The 25206-nt window shown below is 42.2% G+C and carries 24 protein-coding genes; 2 read left to right on the forward strand and 22 right to left on the reverse strand.

The annotated features are described in order from the left end of the window. Nucleotides 1–256: 256 nt before the first annotated feature. From ACYVRS_RS04790 to ACYVRS_RS04820, 7 genes are all read right to left on the reverse strand, one after another. The gene (locus ACYVRS_RS04790) at nucleotides 257–1357 is read right to left on the reverse strand and encodes a glycerol dehydrogenase (RefSeq protein ID WP_312499661.1); all 1101 of its coding nucleotides are present in this window, start codon (nucleotides 1355–1357) and stop codon (nucleotides 257–259) included. Between the two features lie 117 nt (nucleotides 1358–1474). Continuing rightward, nucleotides 1475–2644: a molecular chaperone DnaJ gene (gene dnaJ, locus ACYVRS_RS04795; protein ID WP_313537473.1), complete on the reverse strand. Its 1170-nt coding sequence runs from the start codon at nucleotides 2642–2644 to the stop codon at nucleotides 1475–1477. A 126-nt stretch (nucleotides 2645–2770) separates the two neighbouring features. After that, the gene (dnaK, locus tag ACYVRS_RS04800) at nucleotides 2771–4600 is read right to left on the reverse strand and encodes a molecular chaperone DnaK (protein WP_054116301.1); all 1830 of its coding nucleotides are present in this window, start codon (nucleotides 4598–4600) and stop codon (nucleotides 2771–2773) included. A gap of 43 nt (nucleotides 4601–4643) precedes the next feature. Further along, nucleotides 4644–5210: a nucleotide exchange factor GrpE gene (gene grpE, locus ACYVRS_RS04805; RefSeq protein WP_082348651.1), complete on the reverse strand. Its 567-nt coding sequence runs from the start codon at nucleotides 5208–5210 to the stop codon at nucleotides 4644–4646. A 33-nt stretch (nucleotides 5211–5243) separates the two neighbouring features. Next, nucleotides 5244–6287 (reverse strand): heat-inducible transcriptional repressor HrcA, encoded by a 1044-nt coding sequence (gene hrcA, locus ACYVRS_RS04810; RefSeq protein WP_313537475.1) that lies wholly within the window; start codon nucleotides 6285–6287, stop codon nucleotides 5244–5246. Nucleotides 6288–6442: 155 nt separating this feature from the next. Continuing rightward, on the reverse strand, nucleotides 6443–7627 hold the full coding sequence (gene hemW / locus ACYVRS_RS04815; RefSeq protein ID WP_313537477.1) for a radical SAM family heme chaperone HemW: 1185 nt from the start codon (nucleotides 7625–7627) through the stop codon (nucleotides 6443–6445). 430 nt (nucleotides 7628–8057) lie between these two features. After that, entirely contained in the window at nucleotides 8058–8705 is a 648-nt protein-coding gene (locus ACYVRS_RS04820; protein WP_461197586.1) for a hypothetical protein, read from the reverse strand. A 155-nt stretch (nucleotides 8706–8860) separates the two neighbouring features. On the opposite strand from ACYVRS_RS04820, the gene ACYVRS_RS04825 reads away from it, so the two are divergent. Beyond that, on the forward strand, nucleotides 8861–9682 hold the full coding sequence (locus tag ACYVRS_RS04825) for an aldo/keto reductase (protein WP_461202728.1): 822 nt from the start codon (nucleotides 8861–8863) through the stop codon (nucleotides 9680–9682). Nucleotides 9683–9741: 59 nt separating this feature from the next. Here the strand turns inward: ACYVRS_RS04825 and iadA are convergent, their stop codons facing one another. From iadA to truB, 4 genes are all read right to left on the reverse strand, one after another. Next, nucleotides 9742–10920, reverse strand: a complete 1179-nt coding sequence (gene iadA, locus ACYVRS_RS04830) for a beta-aspartyl-peptidase (RefSeq protein WP_312499257.1) — start codon at nucleotides 10918–10920, stop codon at nucleotides 9742–9744. Between the two features lie 24 nt (nucleotides 10921–10944). Beyond that, entirely contained in the window at nucleotides 10945–12705 is a 1761-nt protein-coding gene (gene yfcC / locus ACYVRS_RS04835; RefSeq protein ID WP_461202730.1) for a putative basic amino acid antiporter YfcC, read from the reverse strand. A 211-nt stretch (nucleotides 12706–12916) separates the two neighbouring features. Continuing rightward, a complete protein-coding gene (gene ribF / locus ACYVRS_RS04840; RefSeq protein ID WP_461202732.1) occupies nucleotides 12917–13852 on the reverse strand; it encodes a riboflavin biosynthesis protein RibF in 936 nt (311 codons plus the stop codon). 2 nt (nucleotides 13853–13854) lie between these two features. Further along, nucleotides 13855–14784 (reverse strand): tRNA pseudouridine(55) synthase TruB, encoded by a 930-nt coding sequence (truB, locus tag ACYVRS_RS04845; RefSeq protein WP_313537487.1) that lies wholly within the window; start codon nucleotides 14782–14784, stop codon nucleotides 13855–13857. A gap of 122 nt (nucleotides 14785–14906) precedes the next feature. Here truB and ACYVRS_RS04850 point away from each other — a divergent pair, with 122 nt between their 5' ends. Continuing rightward, complete coding sequence (locus tag ACYVRS_RS04850) at nucleotides 14907–15485, forward strand: phosphatase PAP2 family protein (protein ID WP_312540787.1); 579 nt, start codon at nucleotides 14907–14909, stop codon at nucleotides 15483–15485. A 49-nt stretch (nucleotides 15486–15534) separates the two neighbouring features. On the opposite strand, the gene rbfA is transcribed toward ACYVRS_RS04850, so the two are convergent. The 11 genes from rbfA to ACYVRS_RS04905 form a co-directional block, all read right to left on the reverse strand. Further along, complete coding sequence (gene rbfA / locus ACYVRS_RS04855; RefSeq protein WP_054116310.1) at nucleotides 15535–15885, reverse strand: 30S ribosome-binding factor RbfA; 351 nt, start codon at nucleotides 15883–15885, stop codon at nucleotides 15535–15537. A gap of 32 nt (nucleotides 15886–15917) precedes the next feature. Further along, the gene (infB, locus tag ACYVRS_RS04860; protein ID WP_461202735.1) at nucleotides 15918–18626 is read right to left on the reverse strand and encodes a translation initiation factor IF-2; all 2709 of its coding nucleotides are present in this window, start codon (nucleotides 18624–18626) and stop codon (nucleotides 15918–15920) included. Between the two features lie 12 nt (nucleotides 18627–18638). After that, nucleotides 18639–18941 carry a YlxQ-related RNA-binding protein gene (locus ACYVRS_RS04865; protein WP_054116312.1) on the reverse strand — a complete coding sequence of 101 codons (303 nt, stop codon included), beginning with the start codon at nucleotides 18939–18941 and terminating at the stop codon, nucleotides 18639–18641. Continuing rightward, nucleotides 18934–19230, reverse strand: coding sequence for an RNase P modulator RnpM (rnpM, locus tag ACYVRS_RS04870; protein WP_054116313.1), 297 nt, complete (start codon nucleotides 19228–19230; stop codon nucleotides 18934–18936). The genes ACYVRS_RS04865 and rnpM overlap by 8 nt, the downstream gene beginning before the upstream one ends. 16 nt (nucleotides 19231–19246) lie before the next feature. Continuing rightward, the gene (nusA, locus tag ACYVRS_RS04875; RefSeq protein WP_054116314.1) at nucleotides 19247–20455 is read right to left on the reverse strand and encodes a transcription termination factor NusA; all 1209 of its coding nucleotides are present in this window, start codon (nucleotides 20453–20455) and stop codon (nucleotides 19247–19249) included. A 21-nt stretch (nucleotides 20456–20476) separates the two neighbouring features. Then, nucleotides 20477–20950 carry a ribosome maturation factor RimP gene (rimP, locus tag ACYVRS_RS04880; RefSeq protein ID WP_461202737.1) on the reverse strand — a complete coding sequence of 158 codons (474 nt, stop codon included), beginning with the start codon at nucleotides 20948–20950 and terminating at the stop codon, nucleotides 20477–20479. Nucleotides 20951–21176: 226 nt separating this feature from the next. After that, nucleotides 21177–21518 (reverse strand): DUF2752 domain-containing protein, encoded by a 342-nt coding sequence (locus ACYVRS_RS04885; RefSeq protein WP_054116316.1) that lies wholly within the window; start codon nucleotides 21516–21518, stop codon nucleotides 21177–21179. Beyond that, nucleotides 21503–21880 carry a DUF4234 domain-containing protein gene (locus ACYVRS_RS04890; protein WP_054116418.1) on the reverse strand — a complete coding sequence of 126 codons (378 nt, stop codon included), beginning with the start codon at nucleotides 21878–21880 and terminating at the stop codon, nucleotides 21503–21505. Before ACYVRS_RS04890 ends, ACYVRS_RS04885 begins: the two co-directional genes overlap by 16 nt. A gap of 215 nt (nucleotides 21881–22095) precedes the next feature. Next, entirely contained in the window at nucleotides 22096–24036 is a 1941-nt protein-coding gene (gene thrS, locus ACYVRS_RS04895; protein WP_461202739.1) for a threonine--tRNA ligase, read from the reverse strand. 302 nt (nucleotides 24037–24338) lie between these two features. Then, entirely contained in the window at nucleotides 24339–24515 is a 177-nt protein-coding gene (gene thmT, locus ACYVRS_RS04900; protein ID WP_312498202.1) for a 2-hydroxymuconate tautomerase, read from the reverse strand. Between the two features lie 69 nt (nucleotides 24516–24584). Then, on the reverse strand, nucleotides 24585–25082 hold the full coding sequence (locus ACYVRS_RS04905) for an ASCH domain-containing protein (RefSeq protein ID WP_313537498.1): 498 nt from the start codon (nucleotides 25080–25082) through the stop codon (nucleotides 24585–24587). Nucleotides 25083–25206 lie beyond the last annotated feature (124 nt).

A 25206-nucleotide genomic window follows, 5' to 3' on the forward strand; every position in this document is an offset into this window, starting at 1 on the left:
CCGGATAATTAGACACTATCTATCAACATTCAATAGGTGTCCACGACAAAGGAACTATTAATAGGCATGACAAATCGGTATGCTGCTTTTTGCACCATACAACAACAACATGAAATGTGAACGTTGATGTTTGTCATGAGTAGTTCCCTCCTTTTTTTGCTTGTACTCAAAATAGCACGACTGAAAACACTTGTCAAATCATTTTTTTAAGAGATTTATATCAACTGACCTCTTTGATCAAAAATAACAAAAACGATTATCTTGGGTAGTAACTTGATACATAAGCATCCACTGCTTTCAATGCGGCAACCACATCTTCTGGTGTAACTGGAAATGGCATATTGTGGATCGTTTCTCCTTCGATACAGGCTTGTTCGCCAATTTGCAGCAAATCAGCATCGCTTGCTTCAGACAAAAACATGTCACTTAACGTTGTTGGTAAATCTAATGCTTGATACAATTCGATATACGCATCCAGTTCATCAGGATCTGCATTTTCTAAGATCAATTGTGTCAACGTCCCATAGGCTACTTTCTCCCCATGAGAAAGAGAATGGACTTCGCCTTCTACTGCGGTCAACCCATTATGAATGGCATGGGCTGCTGCTAATCCAGCACTTTCGAAACCTAAGCCGCTTAATAATGTGTTGGCTTCAACGATTTGCTCAAAGGCTTCAGTCACTACTTGCTGTTGATTGGCTTGATAGGCTTTCAATGCATTGTCAAATAGAATCTCTTCACATTTTTCAGCAATGGCCATTCCAGCAATCGGCTGCATTCCCCCAACCATATTCTCACTATGACTTCTAGCCACTGCTCGTGCTTCAACATACGTTGCTAAGGCATCAGCAATACCCGCTGCCAATAATTTCGCAGGTGCTTTCGCGATCACTGACGTATCAACTAAGACCAATTCAGGATTTTTGTTGTAAAAACGATACTTTTCGAAGCGGCCTTCATCTGAATAAATAACAGACAGTGACGAAGTTGGCGCATCAGTCGACGCAATCGTCGGCAACACAGCAATGGGTACATGCAATTCATCGGCAACAGCTTTTCCAGTATCGATCGTTTTGCCGCCGCCTAACGCAGCGATCACTTCGATTGATTCATCTTGGGCTTTTTCCACGATCCGTTCAATTTCTTTTGCAGAAGCTTCACCGCCAAAAATTTCTTTGACTGGTGACAAATCAGCGCTTTTCAAATCTTCAAATAAAGTTTCACCAGCGATTTCCCAGACGTTCTCATCTGTTAACAGCAGGACTTTTTGACCGAGATCCTTGATATGGTGTAAGCCATTTTTCAGCACACCTTTCCCTTGTACATAACGCGACGGACTAGCAAAAATTCGTTCCATATATGTTCCTCCTTCATTTAATCTACTTCCATTGTGACATAGGTAGCAAGCGATTTCAAAAAATATACTCAAAAAAAGTGCAATTCAAATCTCAATGATTTGAATTGCACGACGCCATTATTTCTTTTTCCCGCCAAAAGCATCTTTCATTTTATCAAAAAAACCTTCTGGTTGTTGCTCGGTTGTTTCATGTCCGCTGGCTTTGGCATAAGCCCGCAAGGCATCTTTTTGTTCATCATTCAAGTTCTTCGGTGTGATCAGTTTGACCTTGACTTGTTGATCACCATTGCCGCCCCCTCGCAAGCGAGGTGCGCCTTTCCCCCGTAAACGGAAATTCGTGCCCGTTTGGGTGCCGGCCGGAACTTTCAGCTTGACATTGCCATGAACAGTAGGTACGTTGACTTCATCGCCTAATGCGGCTTGGACAAAGTTCAGTGGCAGTTCATAATAAATCTCGGACCCATCACGGTCAAAAATATCACTTTCTTCGACACGGAAAATCACATATAGATCTCCGTAAGGACCACCATTCGTCCCTGCTTCACCTTGCCCGGATAAGCGCATTTGTTGACCGTCTTCGACACCTGCAGGAACATTGACTTTGACATTGTGATTTTTCTTTTCATGACCTGTTCCGTGACATGTTGTACATGGTTCTTTGATTTCTTTCCCAGTCCCATGACATACATCACAAGTTTGACGGCTCATCACACGACCTAATGGTGTTTGACGTTCAACATTAATCGTTCCGCCACCATGACACTTGTGACAGGTTACAGGTGATGTCCCTGGTTTTGCCCCGCTGCCATCACACGTATGACAGGTTTCTTCTCGATTGTATTGCACATTTTTTTCGATGCCAAAAATGGCTTCCTCGAAAGAAAGATCCACAGCATATTGCAAGTCAGCGCCTTGACGAGGTGCATTTGGGTTGGCTGCACGGCCACCGCCGCCGCCAAAGAATGATTCGAAAATGTCTTCAAATCCGCCAAAACCACCGCCGGAAAAACCGCCACTGTTAAAGCCGCCGAAGCCGCCGCCATATCCGCCGCCGTAATTCGGATCAGTACCTGCATGCCCGTATTGATCATAGGCTGCACGTTTTTGTGCATCGCTTAAAATTTCATAGGCCTCAGAGATCTCTTTAAATTTTGCTTCTGCATCATCTGCTTTGTTGATGTCTGGATGATATTGTTTAGAAAGCTTGCGATATGCTTTCTTGATTTCATCATCCGAAGCCCCTTTTTGTAGACCTAAGACCTCATAGTAATCTCTTTTGTCTGCCATCGGCTTCCCTCCACTATTTTCTCACGTCTATCGTATTTTAGCACATATCGCTTCGGATAAAAATACGTTTCTTGCATTCATAAGAAAAAGCCAAAGTGGTGACTTTGGCTTTTTCACAAACAGCGATTATTTATCGTCACCGTCTACTTCTTCGAAATCGGCGTCAACCACATCGTCTGCGCCGCCTTGTGCAGCTTCTGGATTTTCTTGTGCTTGTTGTTGTGCTGCTTGTTCATATAATTTGACCGTCAAGTTTTGGACGATTTCATTCAATGAATCACGTTTGGTTTTCATTTCTTCCAAATTATTGGCTTCAACAGCAGCTTTCAATTCGTCACGGGCTTCTTCAGCTTTTTTGACTTCGTCTGCATCTACTTTGCCTTCAAGCTCTTTCAATGTTTTATCAACAGTGAACAACAAAGCATCGACATCGTTGCGCAAGTCAACTTCTTCTTTACGTTGTTTGTCTGCTTCCGCATTGGCTTCTGCATCTTTCACCATGCGTTCGATTTCTTCATCTGATAAGCCTGAAGATGATTTGATGGTGATTTTTTGTTCTTTTTGGGTACCTAGATCTTTTGCAGAAACATTGACGATCCCGTTTTTATCAATATCGAATGTGACTTCGATTTGAGGAATCCCACGAGGTGCTGGTGGAATATCCGTTAATTGGAATCTACCTAGAGTCTTGTTATCAGAAGCCATTGGCCGTTCACCTTGCAAGACATGGATGTCTACAGCAGGTTGATTGTCAGCAGCTGTTGAGAAGACTTGAGATTTACTTGTTGGGATCGTTGTATTGCGATCGATCAATTTCGTGAAGACTGAACCCATTGTTTCGATACCTAAAGATAGTGGTGTTACGTCTAGTAACACGACATCTTTAACATCACCGGTGATCACGCCACCTTGGATCGCTGCACCCATGGCAACAACTTCATCCGGGTTAACTGATTTGTTTGGTTCTTTATTGGTTTCTTTACGCACAGCGTCAACGACCGCTGGAATACGTGTTGAGCCACCGACCAAAATTACTTCGTCGATTTCTGATTGAGATAAACCAGCATCTTTCAATGCTTGACGTACTGGAATTTTTGTCCGTTCTACGAGATCAGCAGTCAATTCATCAAATTTTGCACGCGTCAATGTCATTTCCATATGCAATGGACCTGCATCACCTGCTGTGATAAATGGTAAGCTGATTTGTGTGCTTGTTACGCCTGACAAATCTTTTTTGGCTTTTTCCGCAGCGTCTTTCAAACGTTGCAAGGCCATTTTGTCTTTGCCTAAGTCAATGCCGTTTTCTTTTTTGAATTCAGCAACCATGTGATCAATGATTTTGTTATCAAAGTCATCCCCACCTAAGTTGTTGTCGCCGGCAGTAGATAATACATCAAATACACCATCGCCTAATTCAAGGATGGATACGTCAAATGTACCACCACCTAAGTCAAATACTAGGATTTTTTCGTCTTTGTCTGTTTTGTCTAAACCATATGCCAATGCTGCAGCTGTTGGTTCATTGACGATCCGCTCAACTTCCAACCCAGCGATTTTACCCGCATCTTTGGTTGCTTGACGTTGTGCATCGTTGAAATATGCAGGAACAGTGATGACTGCTTTTTCAACTTTTTCGCCTAAATAGTCTTCAGCAAAGCCTTTGATGTATTGCAGTACCATTGCTGAAACTTCTTGCGGTGTATAGGTTTTGCCATCTACTTCTACTTTGTAGCCAGCTTCGCCCATATGACGTTTGATAGAAGAAATCGTGTGTGGGTTTGTCACTGCTTGACGTTTTGCCACTTCACCTACTTGGATCTCACCATTTTTGAATGATACAACAGACGGTGTTGTCCGATTTCCTTCTGGGTTTGTGATGATTTTTGCTTCGCCGCCTTCAAGAACAGCGACTGCTGAGTTTGTTGTTCCTAAGTCAATACCGATAATTTTACTCATGTGTTTACGCTCCTTTTCAATTTAAACGAAATAATAGTTAGATTTATTGGGCTACGATGACCATACTTGCACGCAAGACGCGGTCATGCAGTTTGTACCCTTTTTGCAAAACATTGACGATGGTATCTGCTGGCACATCTTCTGTTGCAGGTACCGTTTGAACGGCTTGATGCAAATTCGGATCAAATGCTGCACCTTCAGCTGGAATTTCTTCGATGCCTTCATCTTTCAATGCTTGACGCAAACTTTCAAGGACCATTTCGACCCCTTTTTTCAAGTTTGCTGCTTGTTCTTCGCCTACATCGGCAGCCATTGCCCGTTCAAGATTGTCAATTGCCGGCAAAAGTTTCTTGCCTAGGTCTTGCGAACGGTATTTTTGCAATGTTTCTCGCTCGTTGCGATTGCGGGATGTAATATTCGCAATCTCAGCTCGTGCGCGTAAAAACTGATCTTCTAATTCATTGTTTTTTTCTTGCAGCAATTCGACTTCCGTTTTTTCAACTTCCGCCTCAGAGATGCCTGCAGTATCGATCGCTTCTTCTGAAGGTTCAGTTGCTGCTTCGGTTTCTTGAAGCATATCTTCCTTCAATTGTTCATCTTTTTCCGTCACGCGTGTACCATCCCTTCTTTATTCAAATTCCGCTTACTCATCAGAATGATCCAATGCGCGGTAATACTCAGCTAATTTGCTGGCTAACTCGCTTCTAAAAACATCCATCAAACCAAACATCCGGGAATAGGGCATGCTGGAAGGACCCAGCAAAGCAATTGTCCCTTGTCCATGTCCTTCGATTTCATAACTTGCTTGGATCAAACTCATATTTTGCAATAAGTCGTTGCCGAGTTCAGAACCGATCCGAATTTGAATCGATTGATCTCTAGGTGCCAACAGTTGGGTTAGCTGATCCGCATTTTTCATGAAAGAATACATCGATTTGAATTGGCTGACATCTTGTGTCGGCTCAAAATCTAAGAGATTCATACGTCCGCCGACAAAGATTTTTTCTTCAAAAATATGACTCAGCATCGCATCGAATAAATCAACGATGCCGTCGGTAGTTTGGAAATACTTATGTAGTATCATAGGTATTTCTGTCCGTAAACGATGATAAACAGTCATTAATGGTTCTCCGATCAACTTATCATTGATGATGCGAACCATTTTTTCTAAATCTTCACCACTGACTGAAGCGGGTAAAGTAAAGACTTGATTTTCAACATTCCCCTTGTCTGTCACGATGATCGCAATGATTTGTCGTGCATTCAATGGGACGATCCGAAAGCCAGTCAACTTGCGTTCTTTGACATCTGGTCCAAGTGACAATGCAGTATAGCTGGTTAAATTGGATAAGATTGTCGCAGATTGTTGAATGATTTCATTGATTTCATGAAAATCTTTACCAAAAGAATGACGAATCGTTTGTAACTCCGTTGATCCAACTTGTGAAGGCTTCAATAAGTGATCCACATAATAGCGGTACCCTTGAATTGAAGGAACTCGCCCTGATGAAGAATGTGTCTTCAACAAGAATCCAGCAGCTTCTAGTGCCTTCATCTCATTACGGATGGTTGCGGAACTCGCTTCAACCCCATCCTCCATCAATCGTTTTGACCCCGTAGGTTGGCCAGTATTCGTATAATTTTGGATGATGAGGTGCAATATCATTTGTTGTCTAGCTGTCAACATTCTATCCACTCCTCAATTAGCACTCATTCCTACTAAGTGCTAATACGATTATAAATATACCACATTTGATAGGATTGTCAAGCATTTGCATCACTTTTTTAGCACTCCTTACAATCGAGTGCTAACCGCAAATAAAAAAGCAGCTTGCACTGCTTTTAGTGAATGCCTTGATTTGGGTCGATCAAAAATGCTTCAAAGACATCGTTGCCAATAAACATACCCGCTTTGGTTAAATGGACCTGATCAGCTGCTTCAGCTAACCAGCCCTTTCCAATCAAATCTTTGACAACAGAACCATACACTTCTTGAAAAGGAACAGCAAATTTTTGTTCAAAGCGGCTTTTTGAGATGCCGCTTTTTTTCCGCAAGCCTAGGAACAGCTCTTCTTCCATCTGATTTTCACGGGTCAGCTCTTCTCGCTCATGAATAGGCAATAGCCCATCTCGTAAGGGTTTGAGATAATGCTGGATGGGTCCTTTATTTTTGAATCTGGTCCGATCCAAATACCCGCTCGCCCCCGCACCAAAGCCAAAATAATGGGCATTGTTCCAGTACACCATATTGTGTTTGGATTCAAACCCCGGCCGAGCAAAATTGCTGATCTCATATTGGTTCAAGCCAGCTTGTGCCATCGCTTCGATTGCTTCATCAAACATTTGTGTTTCAGCCTCTTGCGAAGGCAGTACCATGCGGCCTTGTCTGACCCAGTTCATGAACATTGTTTTATTTTCGAGAATCAATGAATACATGGCATAGTGGGGCAATCCTAGATCGATCGCCCGCGTCAGGGTGTCACGAAAGCTTTCCAGTGTTTGACCCGGCAATGCGTAAATCAAATCAATGGTAACATTTTGAAAATCATGCTTTTCCAACATGTTGACAGTCTGATAGACGTCTGCTGCGGTGTGCTTGCGGCCGATTTTCTTCAGCAGTCGATCATCGAAAGTCTGTACCCCCATCGATAAGCGATTGACGCCGTGATTTTTGAGCACAAGCATCTTATCTTCAGTTAAATCACCAGGGTTGGCCTCTACGGTAAATTCTTTTGTTGTTGACGTTGGCAAAATCTGATGGATGCCAGATAACAAACGGTCCAACTGTTGGGCACTCAAAGATGTAGGTGTGCCGCCACCCACATAAATCGTTTCGCTGGCATCAATTGGATGTTTAGCCAGCGTCAACGCGATTTCCTTCAACAGGGCCTCAATATATTCATCAACCGGTTGTCCTTCTAAAAACACCTTATTAAAATCGCAATAGTAGCAAATATGTTCGCAAAACGGAATATGTATGTACGCAGAAATGTTTTTTTCTGATTCTTCTATCACAGGGTGTATCATATGTCGTGATTCTCCTTTATTTGAACAAGACAAGCTTGTTTTGATGCCGTCCCTCATTGTAGCACAGATCAGAAAGTTCGCCTATGATTCAAAAAGCGCATAACAAAAAAAGTTCTCCTAATTGTAAGGAAAACTTTAGACACATATGTGCTATTTGACAATACTTGCACTTGCTAAGCCCAGTCCTAAAACTGATTTTGCTCTTCTTTTCATCAGAAATCTCTTCCGTGATGAAAGCAAGAACTAACACTTCCCCCAAATTGTTAGCGCCACAAATCAATGATGCAATTGCTGACGGCTTACTTAACAAGCGCAAGACGCAATGATTGAAAAGACAGACATCGTCTTTCTTAAGTTAAGTATACTCTTTCTGACAAACTTTTTCCTATCACTTTTTTCATAGATAAGTGAAAATTGTGAAAATATTCTATCAAAAGAAATATAGAATCATTTGGATCAAATAACGAACCAATCGATAGGCGATAAAGAGCAAGATAAGATTCCCAAACACGAGACGAAAGCCATTGCCAATCGAGGATTTGATCCGACGAAAGCTGAAAAAACCCGACCAGCGCTGATAGCCATTTTGTCGATTTCTTTTTAGGCGATATGCCTCATCCAGTACTGTTTCCAACATATCATAATAAAGAATCATAAATGGCTGCTTCAAAAAATACCCTTTCTGATAGCCCGCCATCAATGTCAGGCTTTTGTCCTGTGAAGGAAAATTCCGATTGCTGCGTTTTTTGATATACAACACGCTGCCATCTCCTGGATCAAATCCATAGACATCTTCAAATTCTGTCAATTGATGGACTTTTGGTGGTGAATTTTGGCTTAAATGAGCTGCGATCACTTCCTCTGCTTCGCCGAATCTTTTATACAACCAACCCGCAATGGCTAGGAGTAAGATCAGCAATAAGCCATTGATGATCAGCCCTTCGCGAAACAATAATGAATAACCGATAATGATCAGTATAGCAGTCGCGATCCCGTACAGGCGCCGCCGGTAATACACTTGATACATCTGGATCAACGAACGGTGGTAATAAGTAAAATCCTGTTGTGCAGTATCCATGATCCGCCTCCTTAAACCTTCTTATGCTTGTCAATTTACCAAATCTCTTTAGAGGTGTCAATCTTCATCAAGGAATCGTTAAGATTGTTTTGTGAAAGAAAACGTTTTATAATAAATGGTGAACCAAACATTTTGAATGAAAGCAGGTAGATATAGTGATTTTACAAGACACATTCACATTGCAAAACCAATTAAATATTCCAAAAATTGGACTAGGTACATGGCAGTCTTCACCAGAAGATGCCTACAAAGCAGTTAAAATCGCTTTAGAAAACGGCTATCGTCACGTCGATACAGCTGCTGCATATAAAAACGAAGAAGCGGTCGGAAAAGCGGTCCGTGATTCTGGATTGCCCCGTGAAGAAATTTTCGTCACAACGAAAGTACCAGCAGAATTGAAAAGTTATCAAGAAGCGGTGGACAGTATCGATGCCTCCCTCTCTAAATTGGATCTTGGTTATATCGACTTGATTTTGATCCATGCCCCACGTCCTTGGGCGATCATGCGTGATAACCCTGATCAAAAGGATTTCTTTTTGGAAAATATCGATGTGTGGAAAGCACTTGAAGAAGCGTATCTCAGCGGAAAAGTAAAATCGATCGGTGTGTCGAACTTTGACGAAAAAGATTTGCAGAATATCTTCGATCATTGTGATGTCAAGCCAATGGTCAACCAATATATTTATCACATCGGCCGTACAAACGAAGACTTGTTGATGTTCTGTAAAGAAAACGACATTTTGGTGGAAGGCTATTCGCCAATTGCCACTGGCCGCCTTTTGGATAATGAAGAAATCCAACAAATTGCGGACAGATACGATGCATCGATTCCACAAGTATCGATTCGTTATTTGTTGCAAAAAGGCATCTTACCTTTACCTAAATCTGTCCATGAAGCTTATATCATCGATAATGCCAAAGTTGACTTTGAGATTTCAGATGAAGACATGACACGATTGGAACAAATCGACGCTTAACAAAACAGCACCGCAGGAAAAAGCAGCCATCTGCTCTTTCCTGCGGTTCTTGTTTATATTCATTGTTCGAAGGTACCCCAAACTTTGATAACTTCCTCTTCAACCATGATCTGCCCATTGGCGATCACCGTATCAATTCGTAAATCTTCCTTATGCAGCAAACACAGATCCGCGTCCATCCCTTTTTCCAACCGACCTTTATGTCCAAGCTGTAAGATTTTTGCTGGATTGCAGGTGATCGCTCGCAAAGCAATTTCAAGGGGAATCTGTTCTTTTTCAACCGCTTCTTTAATACCAACCATCAACGCTTTGGAACTGCCGACACCTAGTCCAATAAATTGGTTGTTTTCATCAAAGTAAGGCAAGCTTCCTTGTCCATCAGAAGTCATAGTAAATTGATCCAGTCCGATGCCTTCATCTAATAGACGTTTCAACCCCTTGCTGAAACGTACTTCATCGTCTTCTTTTTCCCAGAAATCAGGGTCTTCACTCGCAGTGAAGTCGATAGTGCCGCCCATTTTGGCAAAAGCGATACTTGCTTCGAACAGCTCACTTGTCCGATTGGCATGGGTTGGCAAAAATTGACTGATTGGAATTTCTGTTTCGGAAACCGTTCGTAAAATCAAATCGTATTTCTTTTTACCACCGCCAAGATGGACATTGATAATCCCTGCTTTTCCAGAAAGCATACCACCAACACGGGCATCGGCTGCTGCTCGCGTAAATTCATCAAAGGTCGGTTGTGAAGAACGATGATCGGAAATGGCAATTTCACCGATACCGATAATCTCTTCGATCGTAAGGAAATCTTTGATCAACGAATCCGTCACTGGGTCTAGCGGCAGTCTGTATGAACCATCATACACATATGCAGAAATTCCTTCCGCCTTCAGCCCTTTTGCTTTACTGATCAAAGCAGTCATATCCCGACCTACACCATCAGTGCCCAGACAACCGACAACAGTTGTCACACCTGCGCTGGTCAACTGACTTAGTTTGACTTCAGGGGTCCGGTTTTGATAGCCGCCTTCCCCACCGCCGCCTAAAATATGAAAATGACAATCAATAAATCCTGGCGTGGCCAACATGCCTTTCCCATCGATCACATCTACTGTAACGCCTGTCACATCGAAACGAATCTCATCTTCGATCGCAACGATTTTGTCATCGCTGATCAATATATCTTTGATGCCGATATGATCTGGCGTGAAGACATCGATTTGTTTGATCAATTTCATTTTTTTCAACTCCTTATCTCAAATTTATTGCAACCCGATTGCCACAGCGATCACAATGAAAATCGTACCTAATACGAATAGAAATCCTTTCATCTTGATTTGGAATTTGGCCCATTTTGCCCAATCGATCCTTGCCACACCAAGCACACCAATCAAACTAGCTGAAACGGGTGTGAAGTCATCCATGAACCCAGAACCCAACTGATAGGCTAGGACAGCGATCTGACGCGAAACGCCTAACAGATCTGCTAAAGGTGCCATGATCGGCATGGTCAAAGCCGCTTGGCCAGAATTCGATGTGACCACCAGATTGAATAAACTTTGGAAGATATACATAAACCAAGCACCGATCACTGCCGGTACATGATTCAGCAAACCACCAATGCTATGAAGAATCGTATTCAAAGCTGAAGGCATATTGGCATCTGAACCACCCAGGACGAGCAAAATCCCTTTGGCCATACCCACGACGATCGCGGTACCTGCCAAATCAGCTGCCCCTGATTGGAAAGAACTGGCAACATCGTTCAAGCCCATATTTTCCAATTTGAAGATGACCGCAATCAAGCCTGCCCCAAGACCCATAACAAAGAATTGTGAAGCAATCTCTGGGATGTAATATCCCTTTTGCGTCACGCCCCAAACGATCCAAATCAACACGGCCAACATTTCAACTAAAATCAGCTTATGTCCCAATAAAAATGGCTTTTGTTCATTTGACGTTTGTTCCAAATGATCTCGAAAATAAGCATCAGATTGGTAGGTCAATGACTTTTCTGGCTGTTTACGGATTTTTTCAGCATAAACCATCAAATAAGCAGCGGATAGCGCTGTAATCACGACCCACATAATAATTCTAAAAGTGGCCCCTGAAAGTACAGGAATCCCAGCGATCCCTTGTGCGACAGCGACACTGAAAGGACTCATCCAGGATGTCGCATTACCAATCTGGGAAGCGACATAGGTAACAGTGACTGCAACGATCGAATCATAGCCCAAGGCAATCACAAATGGCACCATCACCATTGAAAATGGAATCACTTCTTCGGCCATACCAAAGGTAGCCCCGCCAAAAGAAAAGGCAAAAAACAGCAACGGCAAGGCGAAGCGTTCCAACCCGCGGGTTTTACTGATGAAGGCAAAGATCCCTGCATCGATCGCTCCAGTCTGCATGATGATCCCAAATGCACCACCAACCACCAAGATCAATGCAGCAATCCCAACTGCAGAGCCATACTTATCACCAGAGACCAATCCTTCAAACACAAAATTCAAAAAGCCAAACCCACCGAAGTCATCTGTGCCCCAGACCTTCGCTGTTTTGTGTAATTTTTCTGACGTGTCATAGATTTGATCGCCATACAAATCGTACAATACATCATCGGTCAACCCAATGTCATCTAGCTGGGTCTGATCCAATGCATCTGCACCATTGGCAAGCAGCGTTTCCAAAGCTTCTGGATCAACGGATAAAGCAGTTGTTTTCGCTGTATCTTCTTCCAAAGCTGTTAGCTGTTCAAAAACGAACGCTTTTTCTAAGGGATACGCATAACGAAATGAGTCTTGTACTAAGACGGTTCTCGTACTGATCTCGCCATTCGCATCCGTATATTCAATTTCTTGTGTACTAAATTTTCCAGCTGGTATCAAGAATGTCAATAACCAAGCCAATATGACCACACCAAAAATAATCACATACGTATGCGGTGTTTTCATCTTTGTTACATCTTTTCTGTTGCCTTTTTTAAACACTTTCCCCACATAAATCTCCCTTTCGTTATACATGAACTTGCATAAACTATCACAAATTCGCTAAATTTAGTATAACTAAAATCAGAAGATGACTCATTGGGAAATCATTAGAATTTACGAAAGAGTTCGTTTTTCTGGATTAGGATAAATATTTATCCGACTGTCAAACAACACGCAAAAAAGAGATGCCAAGCATCTCCTCTTCTCGTGACGCACTTCATTTATCCCTTTTAGCTAGATAGAATCAAGCGAAATAAGCTTGGGTATCCCGCTCGTCTTGCTTTAATTGCTCGATCAGCGCCTTTGCGCCGTTGAATGCAACTTGATCCCTCAGAAAATGATGCCACCGGATGTCCACTGTCTCACCGTAAATGTCTTGATGAAAATCTAAAATGTAGATTTCTACTGTCAGCTGTCTGCCTTGCCCGAAAGTATCATTATGGCCAATCGATCCCATAGAAGGATACCAGCGATCACCAACTTTCAGCTCAGTGACATACACGCCTTCTTTGGGTAAACGGACCGTACTTTTGACTTTGATATTGGCCGTCGGAAAACCCAATTCACGGCCTCTGGCATCACCATGGACAACGATGCCTTCGAATGCATAGACATAGCCGAGCAGACGGTTCGCTTCAGCCATTTCGCCATTTTGCAAAGCCGCACGGATACGTGTTGAACTGACTTTCTCCTGATCGATCGATTTTTGCGCTACTGTGACCACCTCGAATCGGCCTTGTGCGTATGTTGGCAATACAGTCATATTGGCCGTCGCTTTTTTGCCATAGGTATAATCAAATCCAGCCACAACCACTTTCGCATGCAAGCCAACCATGTACTGATCAACAAAATCTTGCGGGGCTAAATTGGCAAAGGCAGAAGTGAACTCGACTTCATACAAGTAATCGATCCCTAATGCGGCCATATGACTTTCTTTTTGCTGTAAACTGGTCAAATATTGCATCGCATCTGGATCTACTTTTTGAAAGACAATCGATGGATGCTGATTAAAAGTCATGAGCGCCAACTGATAACCTTTTTCTTCAGCCAGTTTACGCCCAGTTTCAATCACCTTCTGATGCCCCAAATGCACGCCATCAAAAAAGCCTAATACCAGGACGACGTTATCTTCAGGAATCATATTTTGGTCGTATGGGTGTCTAATTTCAATTATTTCCATTCTTATTCTCCTATTTCTGTCCGTATCACTTTTGCTGGTTTTACCATATCATGATACTTATCATGCGCTTTGTAAATACTCACCAATTGTTTTTGATAAAAAATAGCAATCAGCTGATTGGGGCGAGCAGTCAGCCCGAAATCTTGATAAGGCAGCCGCATACCATTGCGGACTTTCAGCCACAAGTCTTCATTGATCGTCACTTGTTCAAAATCGGCCACACCATATTCAATTGGCAGCAACAACTCGGCGATCGAGTCATTGGCTATAGCTTCCTTTACTTGATCGATCGTTACTGCTTGTTCTTTGGTAAATCCGCCACTTGCCAATCGTGTCAAATCCGACATATGCGCTGGCATCTCCAGAAGCCGCCCAGTATCGACAGCCAATGTCCGCACATACGTGCCTTTACCGCAAGATACATCGAATCGCCACGATTGTGTCTTTTGCTCTGCATCATAGACAGGTTCTGAGATTCGTTTAAATTCGGCGATCACCGCTTGGCGTTTTGGCCGTTCAACAGTCTCATTGTTTCTAGCATATTCATATAACCGCTTGCCATTGACTTTGACAGCAGAATACATTGGTGGAATTTGGGTAATCGTTCCTGTCATCTCGGCCATCGCGCGATCGATTTCTTCTATTGTAAAAGGTGTCATGATTTTTTTGGCCGCCACCATTTCTCCAGACGCATCTTCGGTCGTCGTGCTGAAACCTAGTGTGATCTCTCCTGTATAGCGTTTGCCGGAATCCACGAGATATTCAACAACTTTCGTTCCTTTACCAATGCAAATCGGCAATACACCATCAACATCTGGATCAAGCGTCCCACTATGTCCGACTTTCTTTGTTTGTAAAATTTTTCTTAGTTTAAAAACGCAGTCATGACTGGTTTGTCCACGCTCTTTCCATAACGGTAAAATACCATCCATAGAATCCCTCCGATTCGTTTCAACTTGATTATTATACCATAGAAAAAAAACCAGACCCACATCAAAATCCTTTCCGCTGCATCAACTCTCATGCTAAAATATAGACATAGGGAGGTTTTTGCATGGTGTTTTTGACGCTCGTTTCGACTTTAGGCTTTGTTATATTCTTGATATTGATCCAATTAGGTATTCTTCAACAAAAAGAAGAAGCATTCGCATCATCACTGATCAAGAATCGGACACCTGCTTTAACACGAATGATGTTATTCTTTACCAATCTGGGAAAAGCAGCACCCACGATCACTATTGGTTTATTATTGTTTGCTTTCCCTGATACAAGGGAATCGATCGCGCCGCAAACAGCGACCAGTATCTTTGTGGTTTCTGGTCTGGCGTATCTCATCAAACGACTCGTTCGACGAGATCGACCCATCAACCATCGCTTAGTAGAAGAAAAAGACCATAGTTTTCCTAGTGCACATGCAGCCACTGCTGCTGCTATGTACGGGACGATTGCGATGACGATCGGCAGCCTAATGCCCCAAGCAGTGCTTCCTATGGCAATCTTTGCTTGTTTGATTGCTTTTCTGATTGGCTTTAGCCGCGTCTACTTAGGAATCCATTTTCTGACTGATGTGCTAGGCGGCTGGTTTTTAGGCACAGCTATCGCAGGTTTGGTCACTTTGCTCTTTATGACCTAAGCAAGCCAAATAAAAACGGCTATACCTTTTCGGTATAGCCGTTTTTATATTACTCTTCCGTATGCAATTTACGAATCATTTCATCGATTTTGCTTCCATATTGAACGGATTGATCCAATTCAAATTGAATTTCAGGGACTTTATAGAGGGACAAAGCCTGTCCTAGCTCTCGACGAACCAATCCAGTCGCTTTTTCAAGACCGGCTTGGGCTTTTTGCTTATCTGATGCTAGATCTGTCAACGTACTGTAATAGATCGTTGCTTGCTGCAAGTCACCTGTTACCCGTACATCAGTGATCGTTACATCTTGGACCCGTGGATCACGGACACTTTTACGAAGAATCTGATTGACTTCTTTTAATATTTCTTGTGCAACTCTTCGATCACGATAGTTAGCCATTCAAAATTGCCTCCTTACGTTTTATGCATTTTTTATTTGACTGGAACTTCTTCCATCACATAGCCTTCGATGACATCATCAACTTTGACATCGTTGAAATTCTCGATCATCGCGCCACATTCGAAACCTAATTTCACTTCTTTGACATCATCTTTAAAGCGTTTCAGACTAGCCAATTTGCCTTCGAAAATCACAATACCGTCACGAATCAAGCGAACACCGCTATCTCTCTTGACACTACCTTCAGTGACATAACAACCAGCAATCGTGCCGACTTTAGAGACTTTATAGGTTTCACGAACAACCATTTGACCAGTGATTTTTTCTTCAAATTCTGGATCAAGCATCCCTTTCATCGCTGTTTCGATTTCTTCGATTGCTTTATAGATGATTCTGTGCAAACGAATATCCACAACTTCGGCATCGGCTTGTTGTTTGGCTTGCGGCGTAGGACGCACATTGAAACCAATGATGATCGCATTACTTGCTGCAGCTAAAGTGACATCACTTTCATTGATCGCACCAACCGCTGAATGGACGATATTCACACGAACACCTTCAACATCGATTTTCTTCAGTGAAGCAGCCAATGCTTCAGCCGAACCTTGTACATCTGCCTTGATGATGACATTGACTTCTTTCAATTCGCCTTCTTTAAGGCTTTCAAACAAGTTATCCAATGTCACACGGCTGTTTGATGAACGTTGCTCCATCAATGCACGTTTGGCACGTTCTTCACCAGCAGCACGAGCTGTTTTTTCGTCTTCAAAAGTAACAAAGCGATCGCCTGCTTGCGGCACATCATTTAAACCAGTGATTTCAACTGGTGTTGCCGGTCCAGCTGTTTTATCACGGCGACCTAAGTCATTGGTCATGACCCGCACTCGACCAAAGGTATTGCCGACAACGATTGGATCACCAACGTGTAATGTTCCTTGTTGCACCAACAAAGTCGCAACTGGTCCTTTTCCTTTGTCTAGGCGTGCTTCGATTACAGTACCGATCGCACGTTGTGTAGGATCAGCTTTTAGATCTTCCACTTCCGCAACCAATAAGATCATTTCTAATAATTCTTCGATATTTTGACCGAACTTGGCAGAGATCTCTACAAAAATCGTATCGCCGCCCCATGCCTCAGGAATCAATTCGTGTTCACTTAATTCTTGCATGACATGTTGCGGATTGGCACCAGGTTTGTCGATTTTGTTCACAGCAACAATAATTGGCACTTTCGCTGCTTTTGCATGGTTGATCGCTTCAACAGTCTGAGGCATGACACCATCATCTGCTGCAACGACCAAAATCGTGATATCAGTGATACTTGCACCACGCGCACGCATGCTAGTGAAGGCCGCATGTCCTGGTGTATCCAAGAAAGTGATTGGTTTGCCATTGATATCGATCTGGTAAGCACCAATATGCTGTGTGATCCCGCCGGCTTCGCCACTTGTTACACGAGAATGACGTAAGGTATCAAGCAATGTTGTTTTCCCGTGGTCAACGTGACCCATGATCGTAACAACTGGCGGACGAGAAACAAGATTCTCAGCTGTTTGTTCTTCAGGTTCAAAGAATTTATCAATATCAGCAATATCGATTTGAACTTTTTCTTGAGGATCAATCCCATAATCAGTTGCCAACAATTCGATCGTATCTTTATCAAGTGGTTGGTTTTGATTGACCATTACCCCCATCATAAAGAGTTTCTTGATGATTTCAGCTGGTTCACGGTAGATTTTTTTCGCAATATCCGCAACGTTCATGCCTTCTGTATATTCTAATACTTCTGGCAACTCACGGAATTTACGTGCTGGAACTGGTGGTTTTGGTGTTTGGTTTTGACGGCCTTTTTTGCCTTTTTTATTGAATTTATTGCGGTTATTGTTATTGTTAAAATTATTGTTTCGTCCACCGTAATTTGATTTGCCACGGTTGTTTTGGTTGCCCCCGCGATTTTGGTTGTCGCTGGTTGAAGGACCATTGGTGTTTGAACGAGCAGCCCCTTGATTATTGCTTGCTGGACGGTTTTGTTGTCCTTGGTTTGCTGGACGATTTTGTTGTCCTTGGTTTGCCGGACGGTTTTGTTGTCCTTGGTTTGCTGGACGGTTTTGTTGTCCTTGGTTTGCTGGACGATTTTGTTGTCCTTGGTTCGCTGGACGGTTTTGTTGTCCTTGGTTTGCTGGACGGTTTTGTTGTCCTTGGTTCGCTGGACGGTTTTGTTGTCCTTGGCTTGCTGGACGGTTTTGTTGTCCTTGGCTTGCTGGACGGTTTTGTTGTCCTTGGTTTGTTGGACGATTTTGTTGTCCTTGGGTGTTTCTATTATTTTGGTTATTCACTCGACTTTGACTTCCTTGGTTATTTGGCCGTTGTTGATTTTCTGCATTGTTGCTGCGCTCCACTTGTCCTTGACCAGAAGGACGTTGATTGCTTGCAGTGGAACGTTGTTGATTTTGATTGTTGTGACGGTTTTGGAAGTTAGGATTATTTCTTTGCGTTTTAAACTTCTTTTGTTCTTGTTTTTCTGGCTGGTTGGCTGGTTTCTGATTTGCGGGAGTTGATTTTACTGATGATTGATCATTTGGTTTGCTGCCCAATGACTGCTGCAACGTTTTTGCCTCTCCATCTGAGATGGCGCCCATATGATTTTTCACATCAAAGCCTAAAGATTGTGCTTTTTCGACAATCTCTTTACTCGATTTATTCCATTCTTTTGCAAGTTCGTAAATTCTTTTTTTCCCCATGCAATCACCTTCCTAACCTAATATTAATTCCTGCACCTTCCTTGCAAATCCTTGATCTAAGATGCCTATCACCATTCTTGGTTTCCCAATGGCAGCACTGATTTCATCAGTAGAAAATACATCTAGGAGCGGAATTTCGTAATAAGAACTTTTGTCCTTGATTTTTTTTTGTGTATTTTTACCAGCATCACTGGCAAGAATGACCAAAGCCGCTTTTTCATTGCGAATCTCTTTCAACGTCATTTCTTCACCCGTGACCATTTTCCCAGCCCGCATGGCTAGTCCTAACATATTTAATGCTTTCGTTTTATTCATTTGCAAATAACTCTTTTCGCGCTTTTTGATGGGTTACGTATTCTAGCAGTTCTTGATAAAATTCATCCGTCAATTTAGCTTCTAACACGCGATCGAGGATTTTCTTGTCCCAAGCTTTTTGTGCTTCTGCTGGATCAATCGCGATATATGCGCCGCGACCAGGCATTTTACCTGTTGGATCCATAGAAACAACACCTTCTTTGGAACGAGTGATCCGCAACATTTCCTTCTTTGGCAGCATTTCACCGGAAACCACTGATTTGCGCAACGGAACTTTTCGTTTTTTCATGACGATGTCACCTCACCTATTTTTCGTCAAAATCGATGTTTTCGTAATCATCTGCTGTCATATCAGATGCAACAATGGCTTCATCGACTGCTTCTTCTGCTGCAAGCGTTTCGTCGACAGCTTCATTGTTGCCTTCTTCAGGGTTATATTCATCGATATAATCACCTTCATCTAATTTCGCATAAAATTCTTCCATATCTGATTCAGACTTGATATCGATTTTATGGCTAGTCAATTTGGCAGCCAATCGTGCATTTTGGCCACGTTTACCAATAGCTAATGATAGTTGGTAATCTGGAACAACGACTGTACATGCGCGTGGATTTTCTACATCAAAAATCACATCGCTCACTTCTGCAGGGTTCAAGGCATTTGCGATGAAAATTGCTGGATCTTCATTCCATTCGACAATGTCCATATTTTCACCTTTTAACTCATTGACAATCGCTTGGACCCGTTGACCTTTAGGTCCAACACAAGTGCCCACAGGATCAACATTGGCATCAAATGAACGAACAGCGACTTTTGCACGATCGCCGGCTTCTCTAGCAATGCTGACGATCTCAACTGTACCATCATATACTTCAGGTACTTCTTGCTCAAATAAGCGGCGCAATAAATCTGGATGACTGCGGCTAACGAAGACTTGAGGCCCTTTAGAGGTATTTTCAACACGAGAAACAAATACTTTGATCCGATCATGTGCTTGATAAAATTCATTTGGCATTTGGTCTTGTTTTGATAACACAGCTTCGATCTTACCTAAATTTACATAGATATAGCGATTGTCTTGTCGTTCAACGATTCCTTGTAAAATATCTTTTTCATAGGCACTGAACTCATTATAAATAATGTTGCGTTCAGCTTCTCTCACACGTTGCAAGATCACTTGTTTCGCTGTTTGGGCAGCGATCCGGCCGAAATCTTTTGGTGTGACTTCAAAACGGATTTTGTCCCCGATCTCATATGCTGGATTGATCGTCATCGCTTCTTTTAACGACACTTCCAATTGCGAGTCCATCACTTCTTCAGTTACTTCTTTGACCGCATACACATGGATATTGCCTTTTTTTTGGTCAAATTCTACTTCAACATTTTGTGCTTGACCGTAATGGCGTTTATAAGCGGATACCAATGCTGCTTCTAATGCATCAATAACGATCTCTTTTGAAATGCCTTTCTCTGCTTCTAATGCATCCAATGCATTCAACATTTCTTTACTCATGATTCTTTCATTCCTCCGTGATTAAAATTGAATGGCTAAACGAGCTTTGGCAATGTTTTTCCGTTCGATCGTCCGTTCTTTTTCTCTGGTTTTGACACGTGTCTTGATGACCAGTTGATTTTCGTCAAGAGATTGCAAAAATCCGTCAAATTGTTTTTCTCCATCGACAGGCTGATATAAAGAAATATGGATATATTCTCCGACAGCACGTTGATAATCGGCTTCTTTCTTAAGCGGACGTTCTGCCCCAGGGGAAGAAACTTCCAAAAAATAAGCTTGTGGAATTGGATCGGGATCGATTTGATCAAGCTGTTCACTCAAATGTTCACTGACAAAGGCACATTCTTCAATATCAATGCCACCTTCTTTATCAATAAATACCCGCAAAAACCAGCTTTTGCCTTCCTTGACAAACTCCACTTCAACTAACTCAAAATTTTGTGCATCCAGAATTGGTGTCACGATTTCAGTGACGGTTTCCACTACTGCACTCACACAACATCGCCTCCTTTAGTTCTCATCGAAACGAACTTCATTCCATTAAAAAGAGTGAGCGAAAAAACCGCTCACTCACTCTAAGTATCATTACATTGTTAATATAACACAAAATCCAGTTAATTTCAACTATTGGCGCATTTATCGCGGTTTTTCTGAAAATAAAATAGGATTTCTTAAAGATTTCATCCCAATTCAAGCAACTGATCGATCCCCATTTCTTGGCTCAAAACAAACTTGAAATCAATCGTGGAATCACGGCATCGGCATCGAGATCCAACGGGGCTTGATGAGGAAAATAGAGAACCAGACGAGCGATATAAACTGTAACAACCAAAATCATTGTACCTAACCAGAATCTTTGATTGCGATAGATCTTTGCAATCAGCGGTTTGTGTTTGAAAATCATGACCACGATTAAAATCGGAACGAGCCAAAATAATGGATGAAAGTGAAAGGCCCCTGCTATATCTCCATCTGCAAGATGTAAAAATGCCCTAGTCATCCCACAACCAGGGCAAGGCAAACCAGTCACTGCTTTAAATGGACAAATCAATAGTCTGTCCAATCATCGAAGTCTGCAGCTTGGTTCGGAATGGTTTGATCCGCTTTTTCCCAAAGCTGATTCATATCTGATTGCAGGATCGCCATATTGATGATATCCAAGCCAAACAAAGTCAAGACCACGAACAAGATCTTATTGTCATTGAGACGAGGGTATTTCGCTTTTTGCTGCGCACTGATAAAGATATCTGCGATACGATACCACCAATAGATCTGATAGAAGCCGCAGGTCACGATCGTTAGGACGATGGAGAGTCCTGGAGAGAGTCGATAATCCTCACTGTATTCTGTCAATTCCTTTGTAGTTTGATAAAACCAATAAAAATAGTAAATACCACAGGTCACGATCGTTAGTAAAATGACCATTAAAATAGAACGTTGTTGCCTTACATAATTTCCACCCAAATCAAACGCCTCCTAAACAACTTTTCAATTCTTTCATTAATTATACCTGATTTGGATGAAGAAGAAAGCGTTAGACGATGATTTAGCTGCATTTATTAAAAACATTGATGAAAAAAAGACAGAAACCATGATGATTTCTGTCTTTCACTTTATTTAGCGGACAATGATTCATCCAATTAAACCCGGCTATAATTCTTCACTTCCGCAGCCATTGCGTCTACAAAGAGATTCAACTCTTCAACATGGGTTTCCTTGCTTCCGTAGCGACGGATGTTGACAGTCGCATCATTGACTTCCTGATCACCAACAACGATTTGATACGGAATTTTTTGTGTTTGCGACGCCCGGATCTTGTATCCCATTTTTTCATTGCGGTCATCGACTTCTACCCGCAGGCCTTGTGCTTGCAAACGTTCTTTGATTTCATAAGCATAATCGCTATGGGCCTCCACTGACACTGGAATGATCGATGCTTGGATCGGCGCCAACCAAGTAGGGAATGCGCCTTTGTAAACTTCTGTTAGATAGGCAACAAAGCGTTCCATTGTTGAAACGATCCCACGATGGATCACGACTGGACGACGGTTATTTTCGCCATCTTCCCCCACATAAGTCAAATCAAAGCGTTCTGGCAGCAAGAAGTCTAATTGGATCGTCGAAAGCGTTTCTTCCATACCTAAAGCTGTTTTGACTTGCACATCTAGTTTTGGACCATAAAATGCTGCTTCACCATCTGCTTCGAAATAATCCAATCTCAATTCATCCATGGCTTCTTTTAACATCACTTGGGCATTTTCCCACATTGCATCGTCATCAAAGTATTTTTCTTTGTTTTCAGGATCGCGATAGCTTAAACGGAAACGGTAGTCTGTGACGTTGAAATCTTTATACACTTCGACCATCAAGTCCAATGTTCGTTTGAATTCTTCTTTGATTTGGTCCGGTCTAACAAACGTATGGCCATCATTCAAGGTCATTTCCCGTACCCGTTGCAAACCAGATAATGCGCCAGATTTTTCATAACGATGCATCATGCCTAATTCAGCGATACGAATTGGCAATTCGCGATATGAATGGATATCATTTTTATAGACCATCATATGATGCGGACAGTTCATAGGACGCAACACAAGCATTTCGCCATCACCCATATCCATTGGCGGGAACATGTCTTCATGATAGTGATCCCAGTGTCCAGATGTTTTGTAGAGATCAACATTGGCCATGATCGGTGTATAGACGTGTTGATAACCTAAGCTGACTTCTTTGTCGACAATATATCGTTCGATCGTCCGTCTGATGGTTGCGCCTTTTGGCAACCAGAATGGCAAACCTGCGCCGACTTCAGGTGATAACATAAACAAATCAAGCTCTTTACCTAATTTGCGATGGTCCCGTTCTTTGGCTTCTTCACGCAACCGGATGAATTCTTTCAAATCTTTTTTGTCAAAAAAGGCTGTACCATAAATCCGCTGCATCATTTGATTGTCCGAATTGCCGCGCCAATAGGCTCCTGCTACTGACAATAATTTGTAGACTTGGATCCGTCCAGTCGAAGGGACATGGGGGCCACGGCATAGATCAACAAACTCTCCTTGTTGATACGCTGTGATTGTTTCGTCCTCTGGCAGATCACTGATCAATTCGACTTTATAAGGATCTTCTGCAAATACCTCTAGGGCTTCTGCTTTTGTTAACACGCGGCGCTCGATTGGCAGATTTTCCTTGATGATTTTCATCATTTCAGCTTCGATCGCTGGTAAATCTTCCGCAGTCACTGGATTTTCTCCATTATCCGTATCGTAATAAAAACCACTGTCAATCGCTGGACCTACACCGAAATGGATCGATGGATAGAGGCGGCGCATGGCTTGTGCCATCAAATGTGCACTTGAGTGACGCAATAACTGCAATGCATCTTCATGATCCGGTGTAACGATTTCGATTGAGGCATTTGCGTCGATTGGTCGATTTAAATCGATCAATTGCCCATTGACTTTGCCAGCCAACGCCTTTTTAGCTAGACTTTTTGAAATACTTTCAGCAATTTCCTTAGTGGTTACGTTCACTGGAAATTCTTTGACCGCACCATCTGGAAATGTAATTGATATTGACATGAACATGTCCTCCTTTATAGTTTTGATTGAATAAAAAAAGTCCTAGTATCTATGAAGATACTAGGACGATCACTCGTGGTTCCACCTAATGTTTGAAAACGATTTGTTTTCCTTGGACGTGTTAACGGTACGACCGCCTTTGTTTCAACAAAGGTCAAAAAAAGTGGTCATCCTTTGGTTTTCTTCTAGGAAACTTTCAGCAAGCATTTCCCTCTCTTATCGAAGACTCTCAAGATCAGCTGTCTTTTTTATCAATCAATTATGGCTTAATTAAACCACTCATAGCAAAAAAATGCAAGCACTTATTTCCAATCACCGTTCACTGCATAAGTACCTTTTTTCATTTCGTTGACAATCACATGGATATGTTCTTTTGGCGCGCCAGTATTTTTATGAACAGCTTCAGTAATATCTTTCATCATGGCACTTAATTGCGCTTCTGAGCGGCCCTCTACTAATTCGACATGAATAAATGGCATGGTAACGACCTCCTTTGATTTTCATCAGTATACACCTTTTTTCTTCCCTTTTACAAGAACCTCTCGTCTTTACGCCTGATATAAGCAGCGAAAGGTTTCGCATACACAAGGAATCTGATGATCAAATGCTAATCCTGCTGCTTGATATGCTTGACGAAAGAAAGCTTCATGCACTTCGCGCCAGTATGCTAAAGAACGGTCCCCTTCGCCTTCTTTGTAAGCAAACGCTGCTGTGACTTCATCGAAAGAAATGATCGTGACTGTTTCCGTATAAATGACCGCGCAAGGTTCTTGTTGGCCATTCAATAAAATACTGTATGTATCAGCTTTAGGTAACGGTTCATTCTCGATCGTGTACAATGCGGCAGCTGAGGTGGTGGCAGTTTTCTTACCAATCAAGACGAGCTGTGCCAATTCTTCTGCCATTTCCGAAGAATTTCCAAAAGCCCAAGGTTCTTCATACATTAAGTCAGATGGTAAACCAGGATGATTCTGCAAAAACCTCTGCCAAAAATCAGTCACCTTCGCTTGAAAGGTGTGGTGATTTTCCATAGATATGTCTGTCATTTTTTTGACTCCTTTACGTGGGTTGTTATCTGGTGAATCCGTGATATTCTTTGAACCATTCAGGCCAATACTCTGGCATGGGTAAGGAAAGCTATTGCTTTCTTAAAAGTTTAGCACACTTTTT

The organism is Enterococcus salsurae, assembly GCF_054784955.1.